Below are 21678 nucleotides of genomic sequence, written 5' to 3'. Positions count from 1 at the left end.
CTCAGCTAACAAGTAAAGGCAATCCGACACGCAAAAAGCGCGCGCGGTTGCTTTAAGCGTTAGCAGTCAATAATATCGCTTAAGTTGTGTGCAAAAATATTAAGGAAAAAAAGAATGCATTTAACACCGTCAGATCCAGACATAGCTACTTTACACAGAAAAATTGGGCAAGGACGTCTTGATTTGCAGCCAAACTTTCAAAGGGGAGAGGTTTGGGGGAAAGCTAAAAAACAGCGATTAATTGATAGTATTCTTAGAGGTTGGCACATCCCTCCTATTCATGTAATTCAAGTTCCTAATAGTGATAAACAAGAAGTGCTTGACGGCCAGCAGCGCTTAGCAGCTATACGTGATTTTTTGGAAGGTGAATTCACTATTAACGGAAACTTAGATCCAGTAGAGCAGTATATAATGGAGCTTGACGGGCTTTCGTGGGATGAACTTCCCGACACGATTACCGGTAAAATAGAAGACTTTACAATTCGCTTGCTAACCATTTCCGACTACAAGCCAGGTGAGCCAGGTGAGCTTTTCTATCGGTTAAACCAACCAACAAACTTAACATCAGCAGAACAAAGAAATGCTTACTTCGGGGAAGCTCGACAGCAGGTCAAAGATTTATCTGAAAAGATGGTCGAACTGGGTTATAACCGAGAAGTTCTGGGTTTTTCCAATTCAAGAATGGCCTATGACGACGTAATATCAAAATTTTTACTAACATTAGAGTTTCGTACGTTAAAGAAAAAAATAACAGCTAATGGCGTTACAGCTCGCTACCGAGATAGTGATGGATTTGATAGTAAGTTAATTCTTTCTGCGGAAGAGTGTCTTATCAAACTTTTTACTTGCTTAAGGCAATTCGACACCTCTGTGAAATTGAACAAAGCCTCAGCACTTAGCTGGTTAGTATTTATATATAAATATACTAACTCGTTTAGTACTGACGAGACTCTTAAAGAGTTTTTCGTAAGATTTGAAAGTATTAAGAGAGAAATTTCGGAATCTATCGATTTAACTTTATTGCCCAAAGGTATGAATAAAGGGGTCGTGAAGAAAATACTGGCTGTGTATCTTGACAGGGTTGGCTCCCGGGTTGCTGACACCTCATCCGTGGTTTTAAGAGATATAAGTCTATGGTCGATCTTTACTGCTTATTTTCCTAGTATTATAGAGGAAAATACAGAATATTCTGCCTTACGTCACTCAATACACCACCTAGCCACAGTTTCACCGACGACAATTACAGAGAAAAACTTTGAAGAAATTGCAGATAGCCTTGCCTGGGGGCAAAAGCTATGACCAATTTACGTCAAGCCCGAAGAGATGATCATTGGAGGATAACCTTTAAAAGGAATTATCCTCTAATTTTACAAGATATGGAGTTTACCGAAGGTGAAGTCTTTGGCGATACTAAGTTAACTCTTAAACCTGGCATGAATGCAATTGTTGGAAAAAATGGGACAGGTAAGAGTAACTTTATTAGGGCGATTTATAATTCACTAAAAAGTGACTCCAGCAATAGGCAGAGATTTTCAAAACTATTGGATAAAAGTAAGATTAAGTTTAATTTAATTATATCTGGTGAAAATTTCTCACTTGAGCTAAGTCCTTTCGAAAAAAATGAAATTGAACAGGATATATTGTGCTTGCTGTTCGATCCCTGCACGCTAATTCCTGAAATACAGACTTTATTTGTCCAACAAGAAAATTTAAATGAACTATTAGAAAGCTTTAGCCCTAATCTATTATCAGCAGATGAGCTGAAGTTGGCAAACTTCATATCTAATACGGAATATTCATCTATAGAAGTAATTAATATAGAGGATGAATTTGAATCATTCCCAATGCTACCGTTTTTTTCAGTCGAGAGAGGTGACGTTAGATATGATAGCCGAGATATGGGGCTTGGCGAGTTGTCGCTTTTGTATTACTTTTGGATTGTTGACTACATTGGAAAATCTAAAAGCAATAGTTTTCTAATTATTGAAGAACCTGAAAGCTTCCTTCCTCCTTTAATTCAAAATAGGTTGTGCGATGTGCTAGCAATGACCTTGGCAACTAAGGGTATTGCATGTTTAATATCAACACATTCAGAGCATATACTAAGAAAAATACCTAGGTCTCATGTGCATATCATGACCCGAGTATTGAATGAAATAAAGTTTTTCAATGCACCTTCAAATATGGAGCAGATGGAAGTGCTTGGGCTCACTGCACCCAAGAAAGGACTTTTGTTTTATGAAGATAAAGCCGCATTCCTTTTTGCACGCTCCCTAATCAAAGCATCTCCATTATTTGTCTCAGATAGCTTCCTCTATCATTGCTCTGGTTCAGAAGGGGATGTTTTACAAGACTTGAAGCGTTTCCCAGTTGAACTTGTTGATTTTTCGTTTATTGCGGTGTTTGACGGTGATTGTAGAGGTAGGATGGGTGAGCAGCTCGACGACGTCGAAAACTATATATTCTTACCATCAGCTTTATCTCCTGAAGAACACCTTATTTCTTATTTAGCGGAGAGAAATATAGTTGATGTGGCTAGCAATATAGGAAAGCCTGTTGAGCTTATCAACGCAGCAATTGAAGTGGCCGCTGGCTCTGACCACCACGATTACTTTGTCGAGATAGCAAGGGTCCTTTCATTATCATATGAAGAGCTATTCTCAAAACTCTGTGATTTATGGGTTAGTGATGAGGATAATAATGAAAGTGTTCAGGCATTCATCCGGCAGCTTGAAACTCTGGCTAAGTAAGCTGCTAAGGATCGATAGGGTCAGGGTCATTGATTTTGCGCGCCAATGATCACTGGCGAAGGTAGCACTTAATTCACCAATCTACAGGGACTGCTACTGACGCCTCTCAACATTTTGTAATTGAATCGATAGCCGTCCCATAACCAACCCTGCATTTCTGACGCCGACTTAATACAATAAAACCTATCATTAGGCTTATACTTCAGCTTTATCAATTGAGTTGTAATAGGCAGGATAAGGTTTAGCGATTTTTTATGACAAAACAACAGCTTGATGAAACCTCTACAGCCGTGACCAGGCTGGAAGATCTCGCCACCTTGGCAGACTATTCACTGATGAATACCCTCAACAGTGATCCTGATGCAACAGTAGATGGGGATGATTACAGGCCTCGCCAAGTTTTCACGGGGCATTACGTACCCGTCAAACCTACACCCATTGCTGATTCCGATTACGTCGCACACAGCAAAGTATTCTTCCGCGAACTACATCTCGACGATAGCTTGGCACAAACGGATGATTTTCGCCGGCTGTTCTCAGGTGATCTTTCTCACGTTCCTGCGCCCATGCGTAAAATCGGTTGGGCCACAGGTTATGCGCTTTCTATTTATGGAACCGAGTATATTCAGCAGTGCCCATTCCAGACAGGCAATGGTTATGGTGATGGTCGCGCGGTGTCGGTGCTAGAAGCTGTTATCAGTGGCCAACGTTGGGAGATGCAATTGAAAGGCGGTGGTCGCACCCCTTACTGCCGTGGTGGGGATGGGCGTGCTGTATTGCGCTCGAGTGTTCGTGAATTTCTGGCACAAGAGCACATGTACGCGCTGGGCATACCGACGTCCAGATCTCTGTGTTTGTACGTATCAAAAACAGAGTCGGTAAATCGTCCTTGGTACTCTGAAGGATCACTCTCCACAGATCCCGACATTATGGTATCGGAACCCGTTGCTATTTCGACGCGTGTCGCACCTTCCTTCTTGCGTGTCGGTCAACTCGAACTCTTTGGACGCCGAGCCCGTAAGGGTGAGCATCCAAAAGCGATGGAAGAGTTGGAGATGATTGCATTGCATTTAATCGAACGCGAGTATAAGGATGTGATTGACGACAAGCTGTCGACTGCGGAGAAGGTGGTGGCGTTGGCAGCCGAATTCCGTTATCGCTTAACATCCCTGGTAGCCAACTGGCTACGCGTCGGCTATTGCCAGGGCAATTTTAATAGCGACAATTGCGCGGGTGGAGGCTTTACTCTCGACTACGGGCCCTTTGGATTCTGCGAACTCTTCGACCCGAGTTACCAGCCGTGGACCGGTGGTGGGCAACATTTTTCGTACTTTAACCAGCCCGCCGCGGCCGAAAGAAACTTTCACATGTTTTGGACCGCACTGCGGCCTTTACTTGAATCCCATCCGAAATCTCGAGAGAAATTTGACGAAATTCGACAAGGTTTTTCTTCGGAGATGGAGTTAAAACTGGAAATGATGTGGGCAGCTAAACTTGGGCTGAACACTTTTAACACTGAGTTGTTCCGTGATCTTATGACACTAATGGAGCAAACCTCTGTCGATTACACCATCTTCTTTCGGGAGCTCTCGAACATTCCGGAGAATATTGAACCACTTAAAAAGAGTTTCTATAATGATGCGACAGATTCACTAGAGGAACACTGGTCTCAGTGGCTAGAAAAATGGAAGTCACATGTCTGTCCATACCAGAATATTGAAGAACGTTCAAAGCAGATGAAACAGGTTAATCCTAAATACATTTGGCGAGAGTGGCTTGTTGCACCAGCCTACCAGCTAGCGATGGGAAATGATTACACGCTTGTTCGAGAGTTGCAGGAAGTGTTAAGCCAACCTTTTGATGAACAATCAAAAGAAGTGGAAGATAAATACTATAGACTAAGACCACAGGCGTTTTTTAAAGCCGGTGGGGTATCTCATTATAGTTGTTCTTCTTGATTGGACCCGCCAGGAAAAAGGTCCGCTTATGGCCGTTGAAGATGAAAAAATTTGTTGATACTGGATGATTTGGTGAATTAAGTATAAAGAATGAAAAATAATAACTCGCTGTTAAAAACAGTTTATGCAAATGAGGGTAATCTGCTTGAGCAAGTGAAGTCTCTGCTTCAAGCGGGAGCTAACCCCAATGAGCGCACTAAATATTTTGAGACACCATTGCGCGTGTCTTCCCGTTTAGGGCGTTTTGACGTTGTCAAACTCCTCTTTGACTCCGGAGCTGACCCATCACATTTAAATTGGACGCCGTTATTCCATGCCGTTGCCTATGGTAGTTTGCAGCAGGTGCAAGACTGCGTGGGAGAGGGTGAAGATTTAGGTGCCAGGGATACATGGGAGCGCACTCCTTTACTTCTTGCTATACAAGGCGGTGATACAGAAAAAGTTAGCTATTTGATCGACGCAGGCGCAAGTATCAACGATACAGGACGATGTAACAAACCAGCTTTGGAATATGCAATTCAGATGGATGACGCAAATATGCTCACCTTTCTGATCCAAAAAGGAGTGAACTTTGAAAGGTACAATTCTTTCGGTTACACACCTTTAATGCAGGCGGCTGAAGATGGAGCCATTAACTGTGTAAATTCTCTGTTGAAGCATGGTGCAAATATCTATAAGAAAGATCGTTCTCAGTTTTCACAAAAGACAGCCATTGCCCATGCATCCAATTTAGAAATTGCAGAAGTTCTTGCAGAAGCTGGTGATGATTTAAATCAGATCGAAGGTGAAGTTAGGGTCAATCTTCTGAAGATTGGGGGGCAGGAGCAAGTGTCTATAAGCAAAGAAGAATACCTTGCCCAGAAGTATAGAGCATTTGGAAATTCAAACCCTCAAAAATGCGAAATTCCTTTTTGGTATGATATGGTGCGTTGTAATGCGGGCGCATGGAGAGCGAGAGAGCAATTTGATGATAAGGATAGCTTCAATGATAAACCCGTTTGGTGCTATGAGCGATTTGGAAAATCTATTACCGCTATCGGAGGCGGTGAATTTATTGAGATTGCTGGAGAGCATGAGGACTCATATGATCCGGACTTTTCCATTTACAACGAAGTGTTCCATCACAAAGGAAATGGAGAATTCATAATATACCAATATCCAGAAGATATTTTTACGCCAACGGATTTTCATACAGCTACTTTAGTAAATGACTTTATTTATATAATTGGTGGTTTAGGTTATCCCGCAAAGAGATATTATGGGACAACGCCGGTTTATAGGCTCGATACTAATTCTTTTAGAATTCAAAAAATCGAAACTTATGGCGAATTCCCGGGGTGGATTTACAATCACTCGGCAGATTTAAACGGTCAATCAATTATTAGGGTTCAGGGCGGGGAAGTGCTCGAAAAGGCGGGAGATGGTGAAACTCATCGGTTGAATGAATTTGATTTTGAGTTGAACCTAAATACCTTGGAGTGGACAAAACACGATCATAAGCCAAAAACCGGAGTTGTTCCGTTTTTTCCAGAAGAATACAAACAGTTTGATAGCTCTGACAGAACGATTGTTGCTATTGAAGACATAAACGAATGGCGGCTTTTAAAAATAATATCCGTATATCGGATCGATGTTTCTGAAGGTCAGCAAATTCAATTCGAACACGAAACTGTAACAGCGTCTTCCGATGATTTTCTTTTTATTGTCGCTTACTCGACCAGCAAGCCATTTGGTAACTTTAAACTGCTGGAGAAAGCAGTTGAAGATAAGAGTTGGGAACTTGAAAGTAAGTGTCAAGTATGTAGAGCAACTGTGTTTCCAGAGTACAGCCGATACATAGGATTTGGGGAAATAACTGAGGAAGAACGAGAAGCGTTCAAGAATTGGAAGAATTCATTTGAACAACGGCAAGCCAAGATAGCGTAACAGTCTTAAAAGAAAAACTACGTTGGCCACTTTATGCTAGTAATTACTGGCCATATTATGGTCGTAAGAACACTCCGCATCCGTCAGACAAGTCATCTGAAATGATTTGGTGCGCTTTAGCGGCCGAAGGCCGAGCGCAGGATGTGCGAGTACAATCCGACTCATCTCTTTGTTTCATGTTCGGGCAGGTCCTGAACAACTTGAGCCCCAGAAAACCCACCATTTCTTTACTCGAAGCAAGTCACTACGCACCCGTCAGACAAATCATCTGGAATGATTTAGTGCGCGTTAGCGGCCGAAGGCCGAGCATAGGGCATGCGAGCACAACCCAACTCATATATTTGCGTCGTGATCTGGCAGATTTAGGCTGCATCAGGAGAGTCATTTGACCTTTATGGTGCGCGACCTCTCTAGCCAAAAATCACCACGTTATGTAGTGACTCGGCGTAAACCGCAACCATTACTACTTAGGTGTGGGGGCGACAGAATGTTTGTGGGTTCACAGATTTTCGCGTTCTGAGGAAAAGCAAAGGCATGAGTCCTGTTTTTCAGTAGCCGAGTCTTAATTTGCCTTTATAAAGAATTGGCGTGGGCACTAAAAAACCTATGTAAATTAGGGGGTTGTCAGGTATATTTCGAAACTGTCTAGAAAATATAGAGCGCCAGATTTTTTGTGGTTGGCTAAATATTGATTTTTTCTGTTTACAAGAAAACTAAAAACCGAATTAAAAACAGACGTTTACGAAATATAGGAACAGGCGGAAGCCGAAAAAATATATTGTCGGCGTCTATTGAATAAGCCGTTAGTTGAGGCCAGTAGATGTATTTGCATACCCGGAAAGCAATTATTCAAGCTGGTTTTGATCCCGAAGTTGTTGAGGCAATAGCAGCTTCTATTTCTGCATCTGAGAGCCTTAGCTGTGCAAAGGAAATATTTAGGCTTTTTATTGTTGAAGCGGAAAAGCTTCCTTGGCCTCAAGACACTGATTTTGGTGCGTTGGCATTGCAATCTAAAAGCGCGCAAGTCTCAAATCTTGAAGTGAAGCGGTTCATGCTTAATGAAGCTATTTTAAGAGCACAGTGGTGCGCTACTTGCGCAACTTCTGGCGGTGAAGGGCTTGCTCGGATGGTTCATGTTAATGAGCTTAAAGCCGAGCTAGATAAATGCAACTAACAAGGCGGTCAAACACGTTCCGCTTCGCTCCACTGGACAGAATTTAGGTTGTGGCTTTGTGGCTTTGTGGTTTTGCTGCGCTAAAGTATTCCACAAAACCACAACCTAAATTCTGCCGTTTACCGCGGCGTTCGACTGTTAAAAGAATCAGGATAATGATCTTAAAGATAAGTTTTATTACAGCTCTGATAGTTGCAATCGTTACTAGCATATTTGCTTTATATCTAGCTTATATTGGAGTGTCGAATCCTGAACTTTATTATCAGGTTTGCGCAAAAGACACTGACGATTGTTCCCAATTAACATGGGTGCAGTTCTCAGTTGCGGCGGCTCTCATGTATTTCGTATCATTATTTTTATTTGAATGGCGTGCCAAGTAATGCCTAACAAGCGACTGTGGTTCTAAGTCAAGCCTTCAGCAACGTATTTTTTTCATCTTATGCCGCTTGCCATGACCTTTTATCACGCACCATGGCGTTCAAAATTGTCATCATTTTTCTCATGCACGCTGTAAGTGCGACCTTTTTATGTTTGCCTTCCGCAACTAATCGGTTGAAGAATCGCTTCATTATCGGGTTGCACTGAATAGCGCTCATCATTGCCATGTACAGCATCGTCCGTATAGGTGCCCTACCGCCTTTTATTCGTCGCTTGCCCCGCATCGAGCCGCTGTCTCGGTTGTAGGGCGCCAAGCCGCACAGCGCACCTACCTGTCGACTGGTTAGTTGGCCAAGCTCCGGAAGCTCTCCCAGAAGCGTATAAGCAACACCAGGGCCTATGCCTGGCACGCTTAAAAGGAGGTCATAAGTTTTCTGCCACTCGGTAACCAATGCAACCTCTTTGTTGAGCTTTGTGTTGACCCAATTGAGCTCCTTTTCGATAAACTTGATCATCCTGTTGTGGGAGCGCTGCAGAACATTCTGTGCCTTTTGTTCACGATTTAGCTCTTGAGTTCTAGCTTCCATTAACTGCCTTTTCCGCGCTAGTAAATCTCTGATATGCCTTATCTTTTTGCTGCTTATGGGCCTAATTTCTGGTTTCATTACTGCCCCGAATTGTGCAATCACTCTTGAATCGATTCGGTCCGTTTTTGCTAGGACGCCTTGTGCTTTTGCAAATTGGCGAACATTGATTGGCTGCACCACAACAACTGGGAGCTCGGCTTCCGCCAGCACTTCGACGAGTGTTCGTTCATAGCCACCCGTAGCCTCGACGACGATACGAGTCAGATTAAAGCGCTTGAGCGTCTTTCGGAGCTCCTTAATGTCATCTAGTGAATTGTAGATTTGCCAATACCTATCGAGCTCTAGGATGTATATATCCAAGAACGTTTTACCTACATCTATACCGATATTTCTCTGATGATTAATGCCAGCTTTGGTAGTTGTTTTCATGACTCACCCTTGCTACATTCGAGCTCGAGGCTCATTCGACTGTTCGAGTTAAAAGTAGGATCAGCAAAGCTCCCTTGCTTGTTAACGGGCTCGATAGTATCGGCGCCTTGCAACCACCGGAATGCTTTGCTGAATGTCTGTTGCTGCAGACATGAGCCTCACCTTATCGCTTTAATAACAGGAAGGGAAATCATGTTATTTCAACCATACAAACGCAATCAAACCGGGCTATCGCCCTCGACTCGCTACGCTCGCGTGTACTGCGGGCGTTAAGAATTTAATGGAATCATGCGAAAATTTCTACTCTTTATTTTTTTATTATCTCCGGTATCTGCTTACGGGAATGTTGTCTGGCCCGCCCTGTATCTTGAAACACGGTTATTCTCTTGGTGGGCAATATCGGTAGGGCTAATTGTTGAATATCTTTTTGTTCGTAAAGTGTTATCTGCCGCCCCATTTAAGGCTGTAATCGCAACTTCTTCTGCCAATGTTGTCTCAGCGAGTCTTGGTATTTTATTGGTTCCGCTCGCTGGACTTGCTTGGGAGTTATTTCCTGCCAGTATCTACAACTATCTTCTTGGCTACGGAACATTCAATCCGATAACGTGGGCGGGCACATTTTTAGTAGCATGTGCAGTCAATGTTGCTTTTGAAGGGTTAGTTTACAAAAAGGTGTTCAAGCTACCATTTCAATATAGAACTAGGGTATTCTGGTGGTTCATGCTTGCAAACTCAGTGAGTGTGGGTGTGGCTATTGCTAGTATATGGGTTGTTCCAATTCAGGCGTAAACATAACAGAGTCGTGCACCGGAACAGCAGCGCTTCGTTAATATAGATTACAACTACGGCCCGCTGTCCAGTGGCGGCGGCGCTATAAAGCTAAACCAAGGATCGGAGTATGAAGAAGCTTTTAATAATTATTTTAATTGGTGTTGGGTTTTATCAGTGGTCAGTTAAGAAAAGTAATCCTATAGTAACACCTGATAATAAGAGTCAAACTGCTAGTTATCAAGATAGCAATACTGTTAAGAATGCCTATGAAAATAGGCACAGTAATGTTCAAGTTAAAGGTAGTGGAACCGTAATCAGGATTTTACCTGACGACAATGAAGGTTCTCGTCATCAAAAATTCATTTTACAACTTTCTTCTGGCCAAACTCTACTTGTTGCACACAATATAGACTTAGCCCCTCGAATCAACTCTATATCAAATGGCGATAGTGTTCTTTTTTACGGTGAATATGAATGGAACAGTAAAGGCGGAGTCATTCATTGGACGCACCATGATCCTAATGGTCGCCATGTTGGAGGTTGGTTGAAACATAATGGTCGTACGTACCAATAGTTTTATAATGAGTCATTCAAAAGGATAAAAAGCAGTTGGTTTTTTGCTCCTTATTAGCTAATTTTAGCCAACTGTTATTAAGCCTATTAGTGAAGCATTGAGGTTGTAGAAAAACTTCAAAAAATAGATGTTTTTTGATGGAGTGCTGCATCACTAAAGGGATTTTTCCTGCGCCAAACTTAAAAAAGTATTCCTACGATCAAGTCGCGATGATTGTGGTCAACTTCAAAGATCAGCTACGCCCTAATACCTTCGAATTCACGCTTCATTATTTGATCGAAGATTATAATAATCTTTCTGTATCCCATGAAGAAGGTCTTGTGATCAGGCCTTACATTTGACATTTTGTGCGTCATACCTATTCGGTTGAGATGCCCCAAGTGAAGAGTGTCCTATAGTAGGTCGGTAGGTATTGAACATATCGTCGCGCCGACATTTGAATTTGTGATGTTAACCTCAATCTCAATATAGGGAGAACCTTTCGTCCTGGTGCATAAGCTCTTCCGAAGCATCTAAATTTTCGATGGCTAGTCGCTCCATTGATTGGCTTTTTATTGAATGTTTCTGGCGAGGCTAGTCACCACACAGCCTGCGCCGATTATATGATTCACTTGAAAGCCTTAAGAATGAAAACGTTGTTCCTACCTAAACAAAAAAAGGCGCAGAAAATTCTGCGCCTTCCATCAAACTCTAGCCTTATCACTGGTCAGTTTCACCAGATCATTCATCACCCCATCTAACCCGCCGTACACGTTCAAGTTACTGATACGTGCGGCGATTTTCTCCAGCACTTCCAGTTCCTTCAATCGCAATAACACCGGGTTGCCCTCCATTACCTTGGCGGTGTTGTGCATCGAGCGGGTGGATTGGGTTTCTTCCTGACGCTTGATGTGGTTGGCCTCGGCTTGCTTTTGCGCTTCTACTACTTGGGTGAGGATGGCTTTCATCTCGCCCGGCAGTATGATGTCGCGCGCACCGACGGATTTTAGGCTGATGCCATAACCCGCAGCTTTTTCGACTACTAGTGACTGTACTTGCTCATTGAGTAAGTTTTTGTCGGCGAGTAGTTCGTCCAGCGTTTGGGTGCTGACAACAGTGCGCAGCGCCAGTTGTAGTTCCCGGTACAGATAATCCTTGGCGTCTGCCAGTTCCCGTTTCACTTTGGCGGCATCAGTTATTTGCCACATGGTGGACAGGTTAATGCGCAAACTTACGCGGTCGCGGGTCAATATTTCCTGACCGTTAACTTCCATGTTCTGCAGGCGCAAGTCGAACTGCTGCACATTGATGATCCGGTTAAACTTCCACCACAAGTGCAAACCAGGTTTCAGTGTCGCTTGGGTATTGCCATCTACCTCCAGAAAACCCATGTGCCCTTCGGCGACGCTGGCGACCGCAAGTGCGGCCGAAGCCGAGCGGCTTAGCAGCGGTTCGCGCGCACCCGACAGCACTCTTAGCAGTGGCTCGCTAACGCTGAAGGTTTCGCTGATGTCTAGCGTTTCCAGCGTGATGGGCTGCTGGGTTTTCCACCAGGCACCGCGTTGCCCCGGCGCTTTTATTTCCCGTAACACACCTTGCTGGTACACCAAGCCGACTTGATGTTCGCCGGTTTCCCAGAACTGCAGTTGCTCGGCAAATAGCTCAGGGTGTAGGTCTGCCAGCATGATCACATCGGGCTTTACGCCCTCTTGCAAGGTGTTGTTAATGGCATAGCTTTGCAATTGGTAGCGGTTGCTCCAATCCCAAAATTTATGGACGCCGGGTGTGAGCACGGCAACCAATTGTTGATTCTTGAACAGCAGGCCACGTTGGCTCTCGCTGATAATGTATTGCTTTTGGTACCACATGTTTCTTTCCTTTTTCTTTCCGTGTTGTTAAGTGGCAGTGCCCCCACAGGTCGCGGGCAATAACGGTTTTTGACGGTGGGCGGGCTTGCCTGTGTTGGCCAAGCGCGCGCGCCGCCTAAGTGTCGCCATTGGCGTTGACGCTGTTCGGTTTCACTGTTGGGTTAGACGCTCCGTGTCTTAGTGCTGCACGTCCTGTGCTTACCCAGCGGTTCAGCCGAGGGGGCCTGCGCGTGTTGCTAAACAGTTCCTTCAAACGGTTTATTAGAGCCACCTTGTGGGTGGCGAGCTAGTCGGAATCGAACCGACGACAGTCCAAGTATTGGTTGGATGCTCTACCATGCTGAGCTATAGCGATTGCTGCCAAGGCTGGGTTCGAACCAGCGACCGCGGTATAAAACCGGCGCTCTACCACTGAGCTACAAGGCACTTATCTGGCAACCGCTCAACAGCGATACACAGGGCACCAATGGTGGCTGTGTCAGTCAGCAATAACGCTGAACCGCTGCGGTCAGGCGGCGTTTTGATGCTTTCCGTGCATCGCAACCTGCCAAATTATTTACAGGGTCACCTCCGTGTTTACCCCTTCACGCACACCACTTGTTTCAGTGTGTGCACAATTTCCACTAGGTCCGCTTGCGCGGCCATAACCTGTTCGATGGGCTTGTAGGCCGACGGCGTTTCATCAATCACGCTCTCGTCGCGCCGGCATTCCACACCTGCGGTAGCCTGCAGGTGCTCGTCCAGTGAAACGCGGCGCTTGGCCTCGGTGCGCGACATCACGCGGCCGGCGCCGTGGCTGCAACTGCAAAAACTCTCGGCATTGCCGAGCCCGCGCACAATGAACGAACGCGCGCCCATGCTTCCGGGAATGATGCCCATCTCACCAAGGCGTGCGCGCACCGCACCCTTGCGCGTAACCCACACATTTTCACCGTAGTGTTGCTCGCGGCTGATGTAATTGTGGTGGCAATTCACCGCGGCCATGCTGGCGACGAAGGGCGCGGCGATTATTTCTCGCAGCGCTTGTAAGGTGCGCGCCATCATCACTTCGCGATTCACGCGGGCGAAATCTTGCGCCCAGGCGACCGCTGTTACGTAGTCGTTAAAGGTTTCGCTGCCCTCCGGCAAATAAGCCAAGTCTTTGTCTGGCAGGTTGATAAACCAGCGCGTCATATCCTTCTTGGCTTGCTCAATAAAGTGCGTGCCGATACGGTTGCCAACCCCGCGTGACCCGCTGTGCAACATCACCCAAACGGCGTCGGCTTCATCTAGGCAAATCTCAATAAAGTGGTTGCCAGTACCCAGTGTGCCGAGATGATTAATGTTGTTGGTTTTAGCCAGAAACGGGTGCTTTTCGCACAGCCGGTCGAAGCCGTCATTCAGCGGTCGCCATGCCTGCTGCACATCTTCCGGCAAGTTGTGCCAGGCGCCCGCATCGCGCTTGCCGCGCCCTTGCGGGTTGCGGCCGTGCGGCACGCGCCGTTCAATTTCAAGCCGCAAATTGTTGAGCGAGTCTGGCAGCTGCGCAGCCGTGAGGCTGGTTTTCACCGCCATCATCCCGCAGCCCAAGTCCACCCCAACGGCGGCCGGAATTACGGCACCCAATGTGGGGATCACGCTGCCAATGGTGGCGCCTTTGCCTAGGTGCACGTCTGGCATCACGGCAATCCACTTGTGGATGAAAGGCATGCTGGCAAGGTTTTCCACCTGCTGGCGCGCGTTGGGGTCAAAGGTTACGCCGCGGGTCCAAGCCTTCACGGGCACCTTGCCGGGGGTATGCAGTACGTCGTAGTTGTTCATGGTTTTGCCTGACACGCTAAGGTGTGTTGTTTGTATTCGTTGTTATCGTGCGTTGTAACGCTTTGTTGTAACGCTTTGTTGTAACGCTTCGTTGTGAACGTCATTGCACCGTCTGTGCCAGAATTGCTGAAGTGCGCTGTAAATACTTATAACTTACTGATTTATAAGTATTAAATATTTATCGGTTGTTCTTTTTCCGGATGCACCCTATTATCCAAAATACAAAAAACCTATCTATTTAGATATCTATATATCCTTATGAATAATGTCATTATCGGTTTATTAGGTTCGCGTCTGGATCATGGTGGCCTAGGTAGGCGCCGTTGGCAGCGCTGGCGGCCGAGTGTGTCGCTGTTGATGCATGCAGCTTTTCCGGTGCATGAGTTTCTGCTGTTGTATCTGCAGGAAGATGAAGCCTTGTTGGCCTTGACTGTGCAGGATATGGCCGAGGTGTCACCTGAGACCAAGGTCACGCCCATCCCCATAGTCTGTGATAACCCTTGGGACTTTGAGCAGGTGTACAGCCAGTTGCACGATGTGGCGCTGGCGCAATCCTTTGATGTGGAGCAGAACAACTACTTCATCAATATCACCACGGGTACCCATGTTGCGCAGATTTGTCTTTATTTGTTGACTGAGGCGCACTACCTGCCGGGTAAGTTGGTGCAAGCATCGCCCGGTAAGGAGGGGGTTCAGGGCACCTTTCAGGTGATCGACCTGGACTTGTCGCGCTACGATCAAATCGCCTCGCGCTTTGCCAAGGAGGCGAGCGACGCGGTGACCTACCTGAAGAGTGGCATTCAAACGCGCAACAAAGCGTTTAATGATCTGATTGCGCAGCTCGAGCAAGTGTCCATTCGTTCTACGGCGTCGATTTTATTGAACGGCCCCACCGGTGCCGGCAAGTCCCAGTTGGCGCGCCGTATCTTTGAGTTGAAAAAACAGCGCGGTCAACTTTCGGGCCGATTGGTGGAAGTTAACTGCGCCACCTTGCGCGGCGACAATGCCATGTCGGCCTTGTTCGGCCACGTGAAGGGCGCTTTTACCGGGGCGCAAAATGAGCGCATGGGATTGTTGCGCGAGGCCGACAAGGGCTTGCTGTTTCTCGATGAAATTGGCGAGCTAGGTTTGGATGAGCAGGCCATGTTGTTACGCGCCATCGAAGAAAAAACCTTCATGCCCTTTGGTGGTGATCAGCCGGTAACCAGCGAGTTTCAACTCATTGCAGGCACGCACCGCAATTTGTTTGAACAGGTGCGCCAAGGCGCCTTCCGCGAAGATTTGCTGGCGCGAATAAATCTTTGGACTTACGAGTTGCCGTCGCTCAAGGACCGGATTGAAGATTTGGAGCCGAACATCGAACACGAGCTGCAGGTGTTCACGCGCAAGGCGGATCATAAAGTGAGCTTTAACAAAGCTGCACGCGAGGCTTATTTAGCATTTGCCCATTCTCCTCGCGCCTTGTGGCGCGCCAACTTTCGCGACCTTAACTCCAGCGTTACGCGCATGGCGACGCTGGCCACGGGCGGCCGCATCACCGAGGATATTGTGGCGGGTGAAGTCGACAGACTAATGCGCGCTTGGCAAGGCTTTCAGGTAGATGCCGAGGCAAATATTGGCGAAGCGCTGCTGGCTCGCTACCTAGATCAGGCGCAACTGCAGACGCTGGATTTATTCGACCGGCTTCAGCTCAGTCAGGTCATCCACATTTGCCAGCGCAGCCGCTCCATGGCCGAAGCAGGGCGGCAATTGTTCAATGCGAGTCGCGAGAAAAAAGCCTCGGTAAATGATTCGCACCGGGTGAAGCAATATTTGCAGAAATTCGGATTGAGCTTCGCGCAGTTGATGTAGCCGTGGGGTTGAGTGAGAGCGTGTAAGTCGGCAGGGTGTTTACACATGTTGCTGTCTTAAGCGTCCGTGACACTTGGTGCTACGAATTAAGCCTGAGGTCGACCTTGATGTGGGTGAAAAGAAAAAATGGGCCAAGGCGTTTCAAAGCCTTGGCCAGATTCCATTCCTCTTAAGCTATTTCGTATTTTCCGCTTTGGCGAAGCGTTTTGGATATAGCTCAGTATTAAATTGCTTTGCCGCTTTCACCATTTCCGGATAAGGAATATCCGTCGCCGAGACGAAGCCGACATTGTAATTTTCGCCGTCGTAAGCGCGACCAGAAATAGGCGAGTCTACATATTGAAACCAGTGTGCGCCCACCATGGTTTTTTGTGCTAGAACACTGTTCATGTAATCGAGGTACATGTTGGCACGATCTGTTTGGTCATCGGCTTGCACGAGGCCCGGATGATAGAGGCCGTTTTCACGGGTGGCGCCAATGTGGAACTCACCGATAATAGTCGGCAGATCTATGTCATCCAAAAAGCGCCACGCTTTGGGTTGAATGCCTTCTTCGTAAACATTAAAACTCAACACGTCAGAATATTTGACCGATGCTTTAATGGTTTCTTCTGGCATGCCCCAGCTGGCCATACGCACGCCCATATACAAGTGGTTAGGTAAGGTTTTTGCAAGGGTGTCGTGCACAACGCGAAAGTACTCTTCAGAGAGCAATTCGAGCAGATAGGAAAGATCCTCAACAAAGGCGTTGCTATGTTGTGCAGTTTCGAAGCCTTGCGCCAATGCCTCCCAAGAATCAATATTGGCATTCCAGCGTTGGTTTATTACCTCGATGTCTTGGTAGCGTTGTTGTAGTGCTTTGGTAAATGCCGCTTTGGCTGGGCTTTCATCCGCAGCGCGCGCGAGAGCGTTTAAAATTAAACCATAACGCTGTGAAACACTGCCTTCGCGCAGGCCCCAGCTTTTTTCATTGTCGACAAAAACGCCAACACACCAAGGTGATGCCTGAATCTCTTTGGCGATGACGTCGATAGTTACGCCCGCACGACGTACGAACTCGGGATCGAATGGATCGGGCATGGGCGACCAGACTTCAAATTCAGCGGATAGCGTTTTGAAATCACCAATGATCCAGCCGTTGGCAAAGTAGGGCATTTTTTGATTCGGGTAAAAGGCTGGATCTACCCAGTTGCCCATGGAGGTAAAGCCCCAGTCGACGAACCTATCTAATGTGGTTTTTTCCCATTGACGGACATAGGATTCAGGTTCGGTTTCACCGTAGCGGCGCTCGAGGTTAGCGCGATAAAAGCTAAAGGTCTCGCCCGAAGCCAAGGGCCCCATTAAGTCTTTTCGGCGGTAGCTGTAGTGATCGGCTAAGGGATCTTTGTAATCGGGAAGCCAGCTGAACATGTCATGGCGAACGTCAGAGGCAATATAAGCCGTGTTTCTAACAGCATCGGAAACCTTAACGATACCGATGGAGTCTTCAGGCGTAACTTCATTGGGGTCAACATAGCGTACTGACTCATCTTTGAAATCAACCCCCGTTAAGGTTGTTAAGTTGGCCATGCGCACGTTGGCTAGGCCGTGAGAAAAAAATAAGTAACCCTCTGGATCAACGAGCCACCATTTGTCATCTACTTTTTGAGTTCTAAAGAAACCCGTGGCTTCCAGCTTTGGGCCATCTTTCCAGCCGCCAAAGCGCGATCGGTCGTCCATGGGCTTAGACTTTGCGAGCTGCTCCAATTCAGCTGTGGCAATAGCTTTTAGCGCTTCATCGGAATGAACTTTAATGGGGAAGTCTAGGTTGGCGTTTTGACCGTAGCGATCAACGTACTTTTCTCGATAAGCGCTAGTGTAATCGGGATTTGTTCTTAGGCGAAAGTTGTCTACTAGCATCGTTTTTGGCTTTAGATTGCCTCGCGTGGATAAACTAATCGCTGTTATGTTGCTGAGGTCCATGTTTGGATTGCCGTAGCGGAAATAGGCCATTTCATCGCTGCTTTCCCAAGCTGGAATGCCAGATTTTTTAAAACCTAAATCGGCATCTTTCGCCTTTCCTGCGAGTAAAAGATAGTAGGTGCCACTTTCACCCGCAGCAATATTCACGCTGTAGTGACTAGCATCGCCTTGATCGTTGTGGATGGATACATAAACCTGAATGGATTCTGTGCCTGTATTGGATGCGTCAAAAGCCAGGTTAATTTCCTTCTTGTCGCTCCACTGCCAAGGCTGGTCTGTTGTCAATGTGACGGCTGGCTTATCATCCTCTGGTTGAAAATTGATGGCTAGGGCTTGGCCGTCCATACCAGTTATAACTCGAGTACTCACTGATCCGTCTGTTGTGAGCGTGTATGGCTTACCATTATTTTCAAAATTAATGAGAGGCACAGCTGTTTGTTTGGTGTCGTGTTGGCTCTGCTCGGAAGCAAGCTTTTCACCACAACCGATGAGTGCCGCTAACGCAATTGCTGCACTGTAGCGCGTGATTTTTTGGTGACTGTTTGAGTATTCTGTCATGTTTCTCTCCTTTTCGTTATTTAGCTTATTTCAGTGGTAGTGCCATGAGCGTGTCGTGTGCGGTGATGTAAAGAACGCTTTCATCACTGGATAGCGCCACATTGGCCGTTAATTTTCCGGTATATATGCGCGCTAATAGTTTCCCTGTTTCATCAAACAGCCAGACGCCGCCGGGGCCGGTGGCGAAAATGGGCCCTGCAGAGTGAGTGGCCATACCGTCGGGCACGCCGGGTAAGGCCGCTGCTGAATTTTTCTGGCTGGGGCTGGCAAAGGTGCGTTTGTTTTCTAGCTGTCCGTTGGCGTTGATATCGTAAATAACCCAAAGTGGATGTTCGTGATCAGACACGGCAACAAGAAGTTGTTGTTCATTGGCGCTCAAGGTAATGCCATTGGGGTGAGTGAGCGTGTTATCGAGAAGTTGAAGATCGCCTTCAGGCGTTAACCGATAAATGCCTTGGAAGGGCAGCAGTTTGTTAGGGTCATCCAGGCCGCCCAACAAGCCGTAAGCTGGGTCGGTGAAATAGATGTCGCCCTTTTTGGTGACGACCGCATCATTGGGGCTGTTCAAGCGCTTACCGTCGAAGCGATCGGCGAGAACAGTGAAGTCCGTGTTGGGCGTATTGAGTGGCGCTGTCATTTTTACAATACGACGGTTGCCCTGTTGTAATAGCACCAGTTCACCTTGTCGATTGAGTAACAAGCCATTAGAGCCTTGGGGTGAGTCGCCGGGGAAAAGCTGATTGGCACCGGTTTTGTCTAAATACAAGCTGATGCCTTGTTTGGCCTGGTACTTTATAACGCGATTATTAGGAATATCTGAGAAAAGTAGATAGCCACCTTTTTCGTCGTCAATCCATAAAGGCCCTTCAGTCCATTTAAAGCTCGAACCTAGCAAATATATTTTTGTATCCGCCGCGATAATACTCTGTGCACTGGGGTCAATAATTTCTACCTCGCCTAGCGTCTCCAAGCTATTCCAATTTGGCTGCTCAAGCTTTTTTACGGTATGACTTGAGGTGCTCGTGCTGCAGCCGCTGGTTGTGAATAACAGTGCTAGAGCGAAAACAATAGGGTGAACTTTATGTTTTGATGAAAAATTGAGCATTCTCTTGCCTGTTATGTTAACGATGAATTTGTATTCGGGTGTTTAGAGTTTGGCGTGGTGTTGATTTCCACGGTGTGAATTTTTCCTACTAAGAATAGGTAAGAGGTGCAGCCGGTAAGTGCTAGTAATGCTATAAAAAAGAGTGCGGGTCGGAAGTCACCATCGGATACAAGTACGCCAATAACAACCGGTACCACAACGGCAGAGAGACCGCCGACAAAATTGAAACAGCCACCAACTAAACCCACCAAATGTTTTGGCGCTAGCAGGGATACAAATACCCAAGCGATAGAGGCTAAACCGTTGCCAAAAAAGGCCAAAGACAGAAAGGTGATAACCCAGAAGGTGTCGTCGGTAAAATTAGCGCCTACGATAGTGGTGGAAAGTAACAACCCAATGATAACGGGCGCTTTGCGGGCGACTTCCTCTGAGAAATGTCTGCGGACTAAAAAATCTGATAAAAAGCCCGCCACCAATACACCGACGAAGGCAGCTAAAAAAGGTAAAGAGGCTAGGAAGCCAGATTTGATAAAGTCCAAGCCACGGTATTCGACCAGGTAAGTCGGAAACCAGGTTAGAAAAAATATCAGTGTACCGCCTAAACAAAACTGACCAATAAAAATACCTATCAGTTTTGGTTGCTTGAACACAGCAACTATGTCCGTCGGGTGAAATTTTCGTGGTGCAAGGTGTTCGGTCTTAGCGGTTGGGGCCGCTTCAGGATCGCGGTAGAGCAGATACCACACGGTGGCCCAGACGATGCCCACAATGCCCGAAATAATAAACAAGCCGCGCCAGCCAAACTGGCCTTGAATGAGCGTGAGTAAAGGCATTAGGAAGGCCAGACCAATAAATTGCCCCGAGGTATAAATGGCAATGGCTGACGCGCGCTCTTGTGGTTCGAACCAATCGGTGACTATTTTATTGTTACAAGGGTATGAGGGGGCTTCAAATACACCAATAGCCATGCGTGCGCCAATGAGTCCCGCGAAGGAGCTGATAAAACCTTGCAGTAATGTTACTAGGGACCATGCGAAGAGAATAATGGGATAAAGTAAACGGATTTTAATTAAATCGACAGCGATACCTCCCGGGATTTGCAACAGCGAATAGGTCCAGCCAAAGGCGGAAAAAATTAACCCCATCTGTAGGGAAGAAAGTGCGAGCTCCTCTGTGAGTGCTGCGCTGGCAACCGAAATATTCGTGCGATCCATGTAGTTGATGACCACACTCACGAACACCAGTGCCAATACAGCGTAGCGGTTCTTCTTTGGCATGACCTACCTGGCTCGCTTGTCGATGAGTGATTGTAGGTTGTTGCCTGAAGCTAGGATTAAATGACTGGCTTGCAGAAAACCTTTCTTGTGAAAATCTTCTAACTGCTTGCCGGATAACGCCTGTAAAGCTTGTTCATCTAGGCTGTAGAAACCGGTGAAACGTTTTTGCTCACCGTCGGGAAATTTGATATCCAGTGCTCGCGGTGTAATGAGCTTGTGTGTCAGTAATTGCTCGATAAAACCTTGGGTGGCTTCAATGCCGCTCATCAATTTGGGTAATAGCGCTGTTATGTGCTGCAAATAGTCAGTTGGTGCACCTTGGGTGTTAAAGAGAGACTCGACCGTTTCGTGTTGTTGAGTATCCTTAACAATGCGTGGGCTCGCCATGTCAATGGCTACTGCACCTTGGTGAGGCTTGTCGCCCGACTTTAACGCAACCTTAAACGGTTGACAGCGTAGGTGTAGAGGCATGTAGTGTGCACGCCAGCCATCCGGGCTCAGAAAGCAATTTTCGCCCGGTTGAAATCCAAGTAATGCGTTTAAACCAAATTGGCCGGTGTTTTCATCTTTCATGAAAAATACTGGGTATTCGGTACACAGTGCACGCAACTCATCGGCAACTACGGGCACAAAGTGAATGTTGCCACCCGTTGTTGCGCTGGGCGTGGCAAATACGCGAATTGATTGATGTTGCTTGGGGTTTAGAAGTTCTACGTTGCTCATGCTTAGGC

15 protein-coding genes are annotated in these 21678 nt (G+C 46.5%); 8 read left to right on the top strand and 7 right to left on the bottom strand.

Annotated elements, in window-relative coordinates:
- The first annotated feature begins 114 nt into the window (after window positions 1-114).
- The 5 genes from ACGHTT_RS17280 (at window position 115) to ACGHTT_RS17260 (ending at window position 7808) form a co-directional block, all read left to right on the top strand.
- On the top strand, window positions 115-1299 hold the full coding sequence (locus tag ACGHTT_RS17280; RefSeq protein ID WP_390592223.1) for a DUF262 domain-containing protein: 1185 nt from the start codon (window positions 115-117) through the stop codon (window positions 1297-1299).
- Window positions 1296-2750 carry an ATP-dependent endonuclease gene (locus tag ACGHTT_RS17275; protein WP_390592222.1) on the top strand — a complete coding sequence of 485 codons (1455 nt, stop codon included), beginning with the start codon at window positions 1296-1298 and terminating at the stop codon, window positions 2748-2750. Before ACGHTT_RS17280 ends, ACGHTT_RS17275 begins: the two co-directional genes overlap by 4 nt.
- Before the next feature lie 254 nt (window positions 2751-3004).
- Entirely contained in the window at window positions 3005-4708 is a 1704-nt protein-coding gene (locus ACGHTT_RS17270; RefSeq protein WP_390592221.1) for a YdiU family protein, read from the top strand.
- A gap of 90 nt (window positions 4709-4798) precedes the next feature.
- Complete coding sequence (locus tag ACGHTT_RS17265) at window positions 4799-6634, top strand: ankyrin repeat domain-containing protein (RefSeq protein ID WP_390592220.1); 1836 nt, start codon at window positions 4799-4801, stop codon at window positions 6632-6634.
- 820 nt (window positions 6635-7454) lie between these two features.
- A complete protein-coding gene (locus ACGHTT_RS17260) occupies window positions 7455-7808 on the top strand; it encodes a hypothetical protein (RefSeq protein WP_390592219.1) in 354 nt (117 codons plus the stop codon).
- A gap of 437 nt (window positions 7809-8245) precedes the next feature.
- Here ACGHTT_RS17260 and ACGHTT_RS17255 read toward each other — a convergent pair whose 3' ends face one another.
- Window positions 8246-9202, bottom strand: a complete 957-nt coding sequence (locus ACGHTT_RS17255) for an IS110 family transposase (RefSeq protein ID WP_390591471.1) — start codon at window positions 9200-9202, stop codon at window positions 8246-8248.
- Window positions 9203-9490: 288 nt separating this feature from the next.
- On the opposite strand from ACGHTT_RS17255, the gene ACGHTT_RS17250 reads away from it, so the two are divergent.
- Together ACGHTT_RS17250 and ACGHTT_RS17245 are read left to right on the top strand one after the other, a co-directional pair.
- Window positions 9491-9991 (top strand): hypothetical protein, encoded by a 501-nt coding sequence (locus ACGHTT_RS17250; RefSeq protein WP_390592218.1) that lies wholly within the window; start codon window positions 9491-9493, stop codon window positions 9989-9991.
- Between the two features lie 109 nt (window positions 9992-10100).
- Window positions 10101-10547 carry a DUF3465 domain-containing protein gene (locus ACGHTT_RS17245; protein ID WP_390592217.1) on the top strand — a complete coding sequence of 149 codons (447 nt, stop codon included), beginning with the start codon at window positions 10101-10103 and terminating at the stop codon, window positions 10545-10547.
- 683 nt (window positions 10548-11230) lie between these two features.
- On the opposite strand, the gene ACGHTT_RS17240 is transcribed toward ACGHTT_RS17245, so the two are convergent.
- Together ACGHTT_RS17240 and ACGHTT_RS17235 are read right to left on the bottom strand one after the other, a co-directional pair.
- Window positions 11231-12394: a slipin family protein gene (locus ACGHTT_RS17240; RefSeq protein WP_390592216.1), complete on the bottom strand. Its 1164-nt coding sequence runs from the start codon at window positions 12392-12394 to the stop codon at window positions 11231-11233.
- Window positions 12395-12970: 576 nt separating this feature from the next.
- A complete protein-coding gene (locus ACGHTT_RS17235; RefSeq protein WP_390592215.1) occupies window positions 12971-14194 on the bottom strand; it encodes an RtcB family protein in 1224 nt (407 codons plus the stop codon).
- A gap of 258 nt (window positions 14195-14452) precedes the next feature.
- Between ACGHTT_RS17235 and rtcR the strand changes: the two genes are divergently transcribed.
- The gene (gene rtcR, locus ACGHTT_RS17230; RefSeq protein WP_390592214.1) at window positions 14453-16045 is read left to right on the top strand and encodes an RNA repair transcriptional activator RtcR; all 1593 of its coding nucleotides are present in this window, start codon (window positions 14453-14455) and stop codon (window positions 16043-16045) included.
- 174 nt (window positions 16046-16219) lie between these two features.
- Here rtcR and ACGHTT_RS17225 read toward each other — a convergent pair whose 3' ends face one another.
- Genes ACGHTT_RS17225 through ACGHTT_RS17210 form a run of 4 tightly spaced genes read right to left on the bottom strand, consistent with a single transcriptional unit; the run spans window position 16220 to window position 21670 of the window.
- Window positions 16220-18565 carry an agarase gene (locus tag ACGHTT_RS17225; RefSeq protein WP_390592213.1) on the bottom strand — a complete coding sequence of 782 codons (2346 nt, stop codon included), beginning with the start codon at window positions 18563-18565 and terminating at the stop codon, window positions 16220-16222.
- A gap of 25 nt (window positions 18566-18590) precedes the next feature.
- Window positions 18591-19670: an SMP-30/gluconolactonase/LRE family protein gene (locus ACGHTT_RS17220; protein ID WP_390592211.1), complete on the bottom strand. Its 1080-nt coding sequence runs from the start codon at window positions 19668-19670 to the stop codon at window positions 18591-18593.
- A gap of 11 nt (window positions 19671-19681) precedes the next feature.
- The gene (locus ACGHTT_RS17215) at window positions 19682-20947 is read right to left on the bottom strand and encodes an MFS transporter (RefSeq protein WP_390592210.1); all 1266 of its coding nucleotides are present in this window, start codon (window positions 20945-20947) and stop codon (window positions 19682-19684) included.
- 3 nt (window positions 20948-20950) lie between these two features.
- Window positions 20951-21670: a SapC family protein gene (locus ACGHTT_RS17210; RefSeq protein WP_390592209.1), complete on the bottom strand. Its 720-nt coding sequence runs from the start codon at window positions 21668-21670 to the stop codon at window positions 20951-20953.
- Between the last annotated feature and the right edge of the window lie 8 nt (window positions 21671-21678).

It is taken from the genome of Simiduia litorea, assembly GCF_042853465.1.
Lineage (GTDB): Bacteria > Pseudomonadota > Gammaproteobacteria > Pseudomonadales > Cellvibrionaceae > Simiduia > Simiduia litorea.
This window is presented reverse-complemented; position numbering and strand designations above follow the sequence as displayed.

What these genes read in the sequence shown, in the direction of transcription:
- ACGHTT_RS17280 (WP_390592223.1), top strand. Translation starts at nt 115, where the DNA reads ATGCATTTAACACCGTCAGATCCAGACATAGCTACTTTACACAGAAAA.
- ACGHTT_RS17275 (WP_390592222.1), top strand. Translation starts at nt 1,296, where the DNA reads ATGACCAATTTACGTCAAGCCCGAAGAGATGATCATTGGAGGATAACC.
- ACGHTT_RS17270 (WP_390592221.1), top strand. Translation starts at nt 3,005, where the DNA reads ATGACAAAACAACAGCTTGATGAAACCTCTACAGCCGTGACCAGGCTG.
- ACGHTT_RS17265 (WP_390592220.1), top strand. Translation starts at nt 4,799, where the DNA reads ATGAAAAATAATAACTCGCTGTTAAAAACAGTTTATGCAAATGAGGGT.
- ACGHTT_RS17260 (WP_390592219.1), top strand. Translation starts at nt 7,455, where the DNA reads ATGTATTTGCATACCCGGAAAGCAATTATTCAAGCTGGTTTTGATCCC.
- ACGHTT_RS17255 (WP_390591471.1), bottom strand. Translation starts at nt 9,202, where the DNA reads ATGAAAACAACTACCAAAGCTGGCATTAATCATCAGAGAAATATCGGT.
- ACGHTT_RS17250 (WP_390592218.1), top strand. Translation starts at nt 9,491, where the DNA reads ATGCGAAAATTTCTACTCTTTATTTTTTTATTATCTCCGGTATCTGCT.
- ACGHTT_RS17245 (WP_390592217.1), top strand. Translation starts at nt 10,101, where the DNA reads ATGAAGAAGCTTTTAATAATTATTTTAATTGGTGTTGGGTTTTATCAG.
- ACGHTT_RS17240 (WP_390592216.1), bottom strand. Translation starts at nt 12,394, where the DNA reads ATGTGGTACCAAAAGCAATACATTATCAGCGAGAGCCAACGTGGCCTG.
- ACGHTT_RS17235 (WP_390592215.1), bottom strand. Translation starts at nt 14,194, where the DNA reads ATGAACAACTACGACGTACTGCATACCCCCGGCAAGGTGCCCGTGAAG.
- rtcR (WP_390592214.1), top strand. Translation starts at nt 14,453, where the DNA reads ATGAATAATGTCATTATCGGTTTATTAGGTTCGCGTCTGGATCATGGT.
- ACGHTT_RS17225 (WP_390592213.1), bottom strand. Translation starts at nt 18,565, where the DNA reads ATGACAGAATACTCAAACAGTCACCAAAAAATCACGCGCTACAGTGCA.
- ACGHTT_RS17220 (WP_390592211.1), bottom strand. Translation starts at nt 19,670, where the DNA reads ATGCTCAATTTTTCATCAAAACATAAAGTTCACCCTATTGTTTTCGCT.
- ACGHTT_RS17215 (WP_390592210.1), bottom strand. Translation starts at nt 20,947, where the DNA reads ATGCCAAAGAAGAACCGCTACGCTGTATTGGCACTGGTGTTCGTGAGT.
- ACGHTT_RS17210 (WP_390592209.1), bottom strand. Translation starts at nt 21,670, where the DNA reads ATGAGCAACGTAGAACTTCTAAACCCCAAGCAACATCAATCAATTCGC.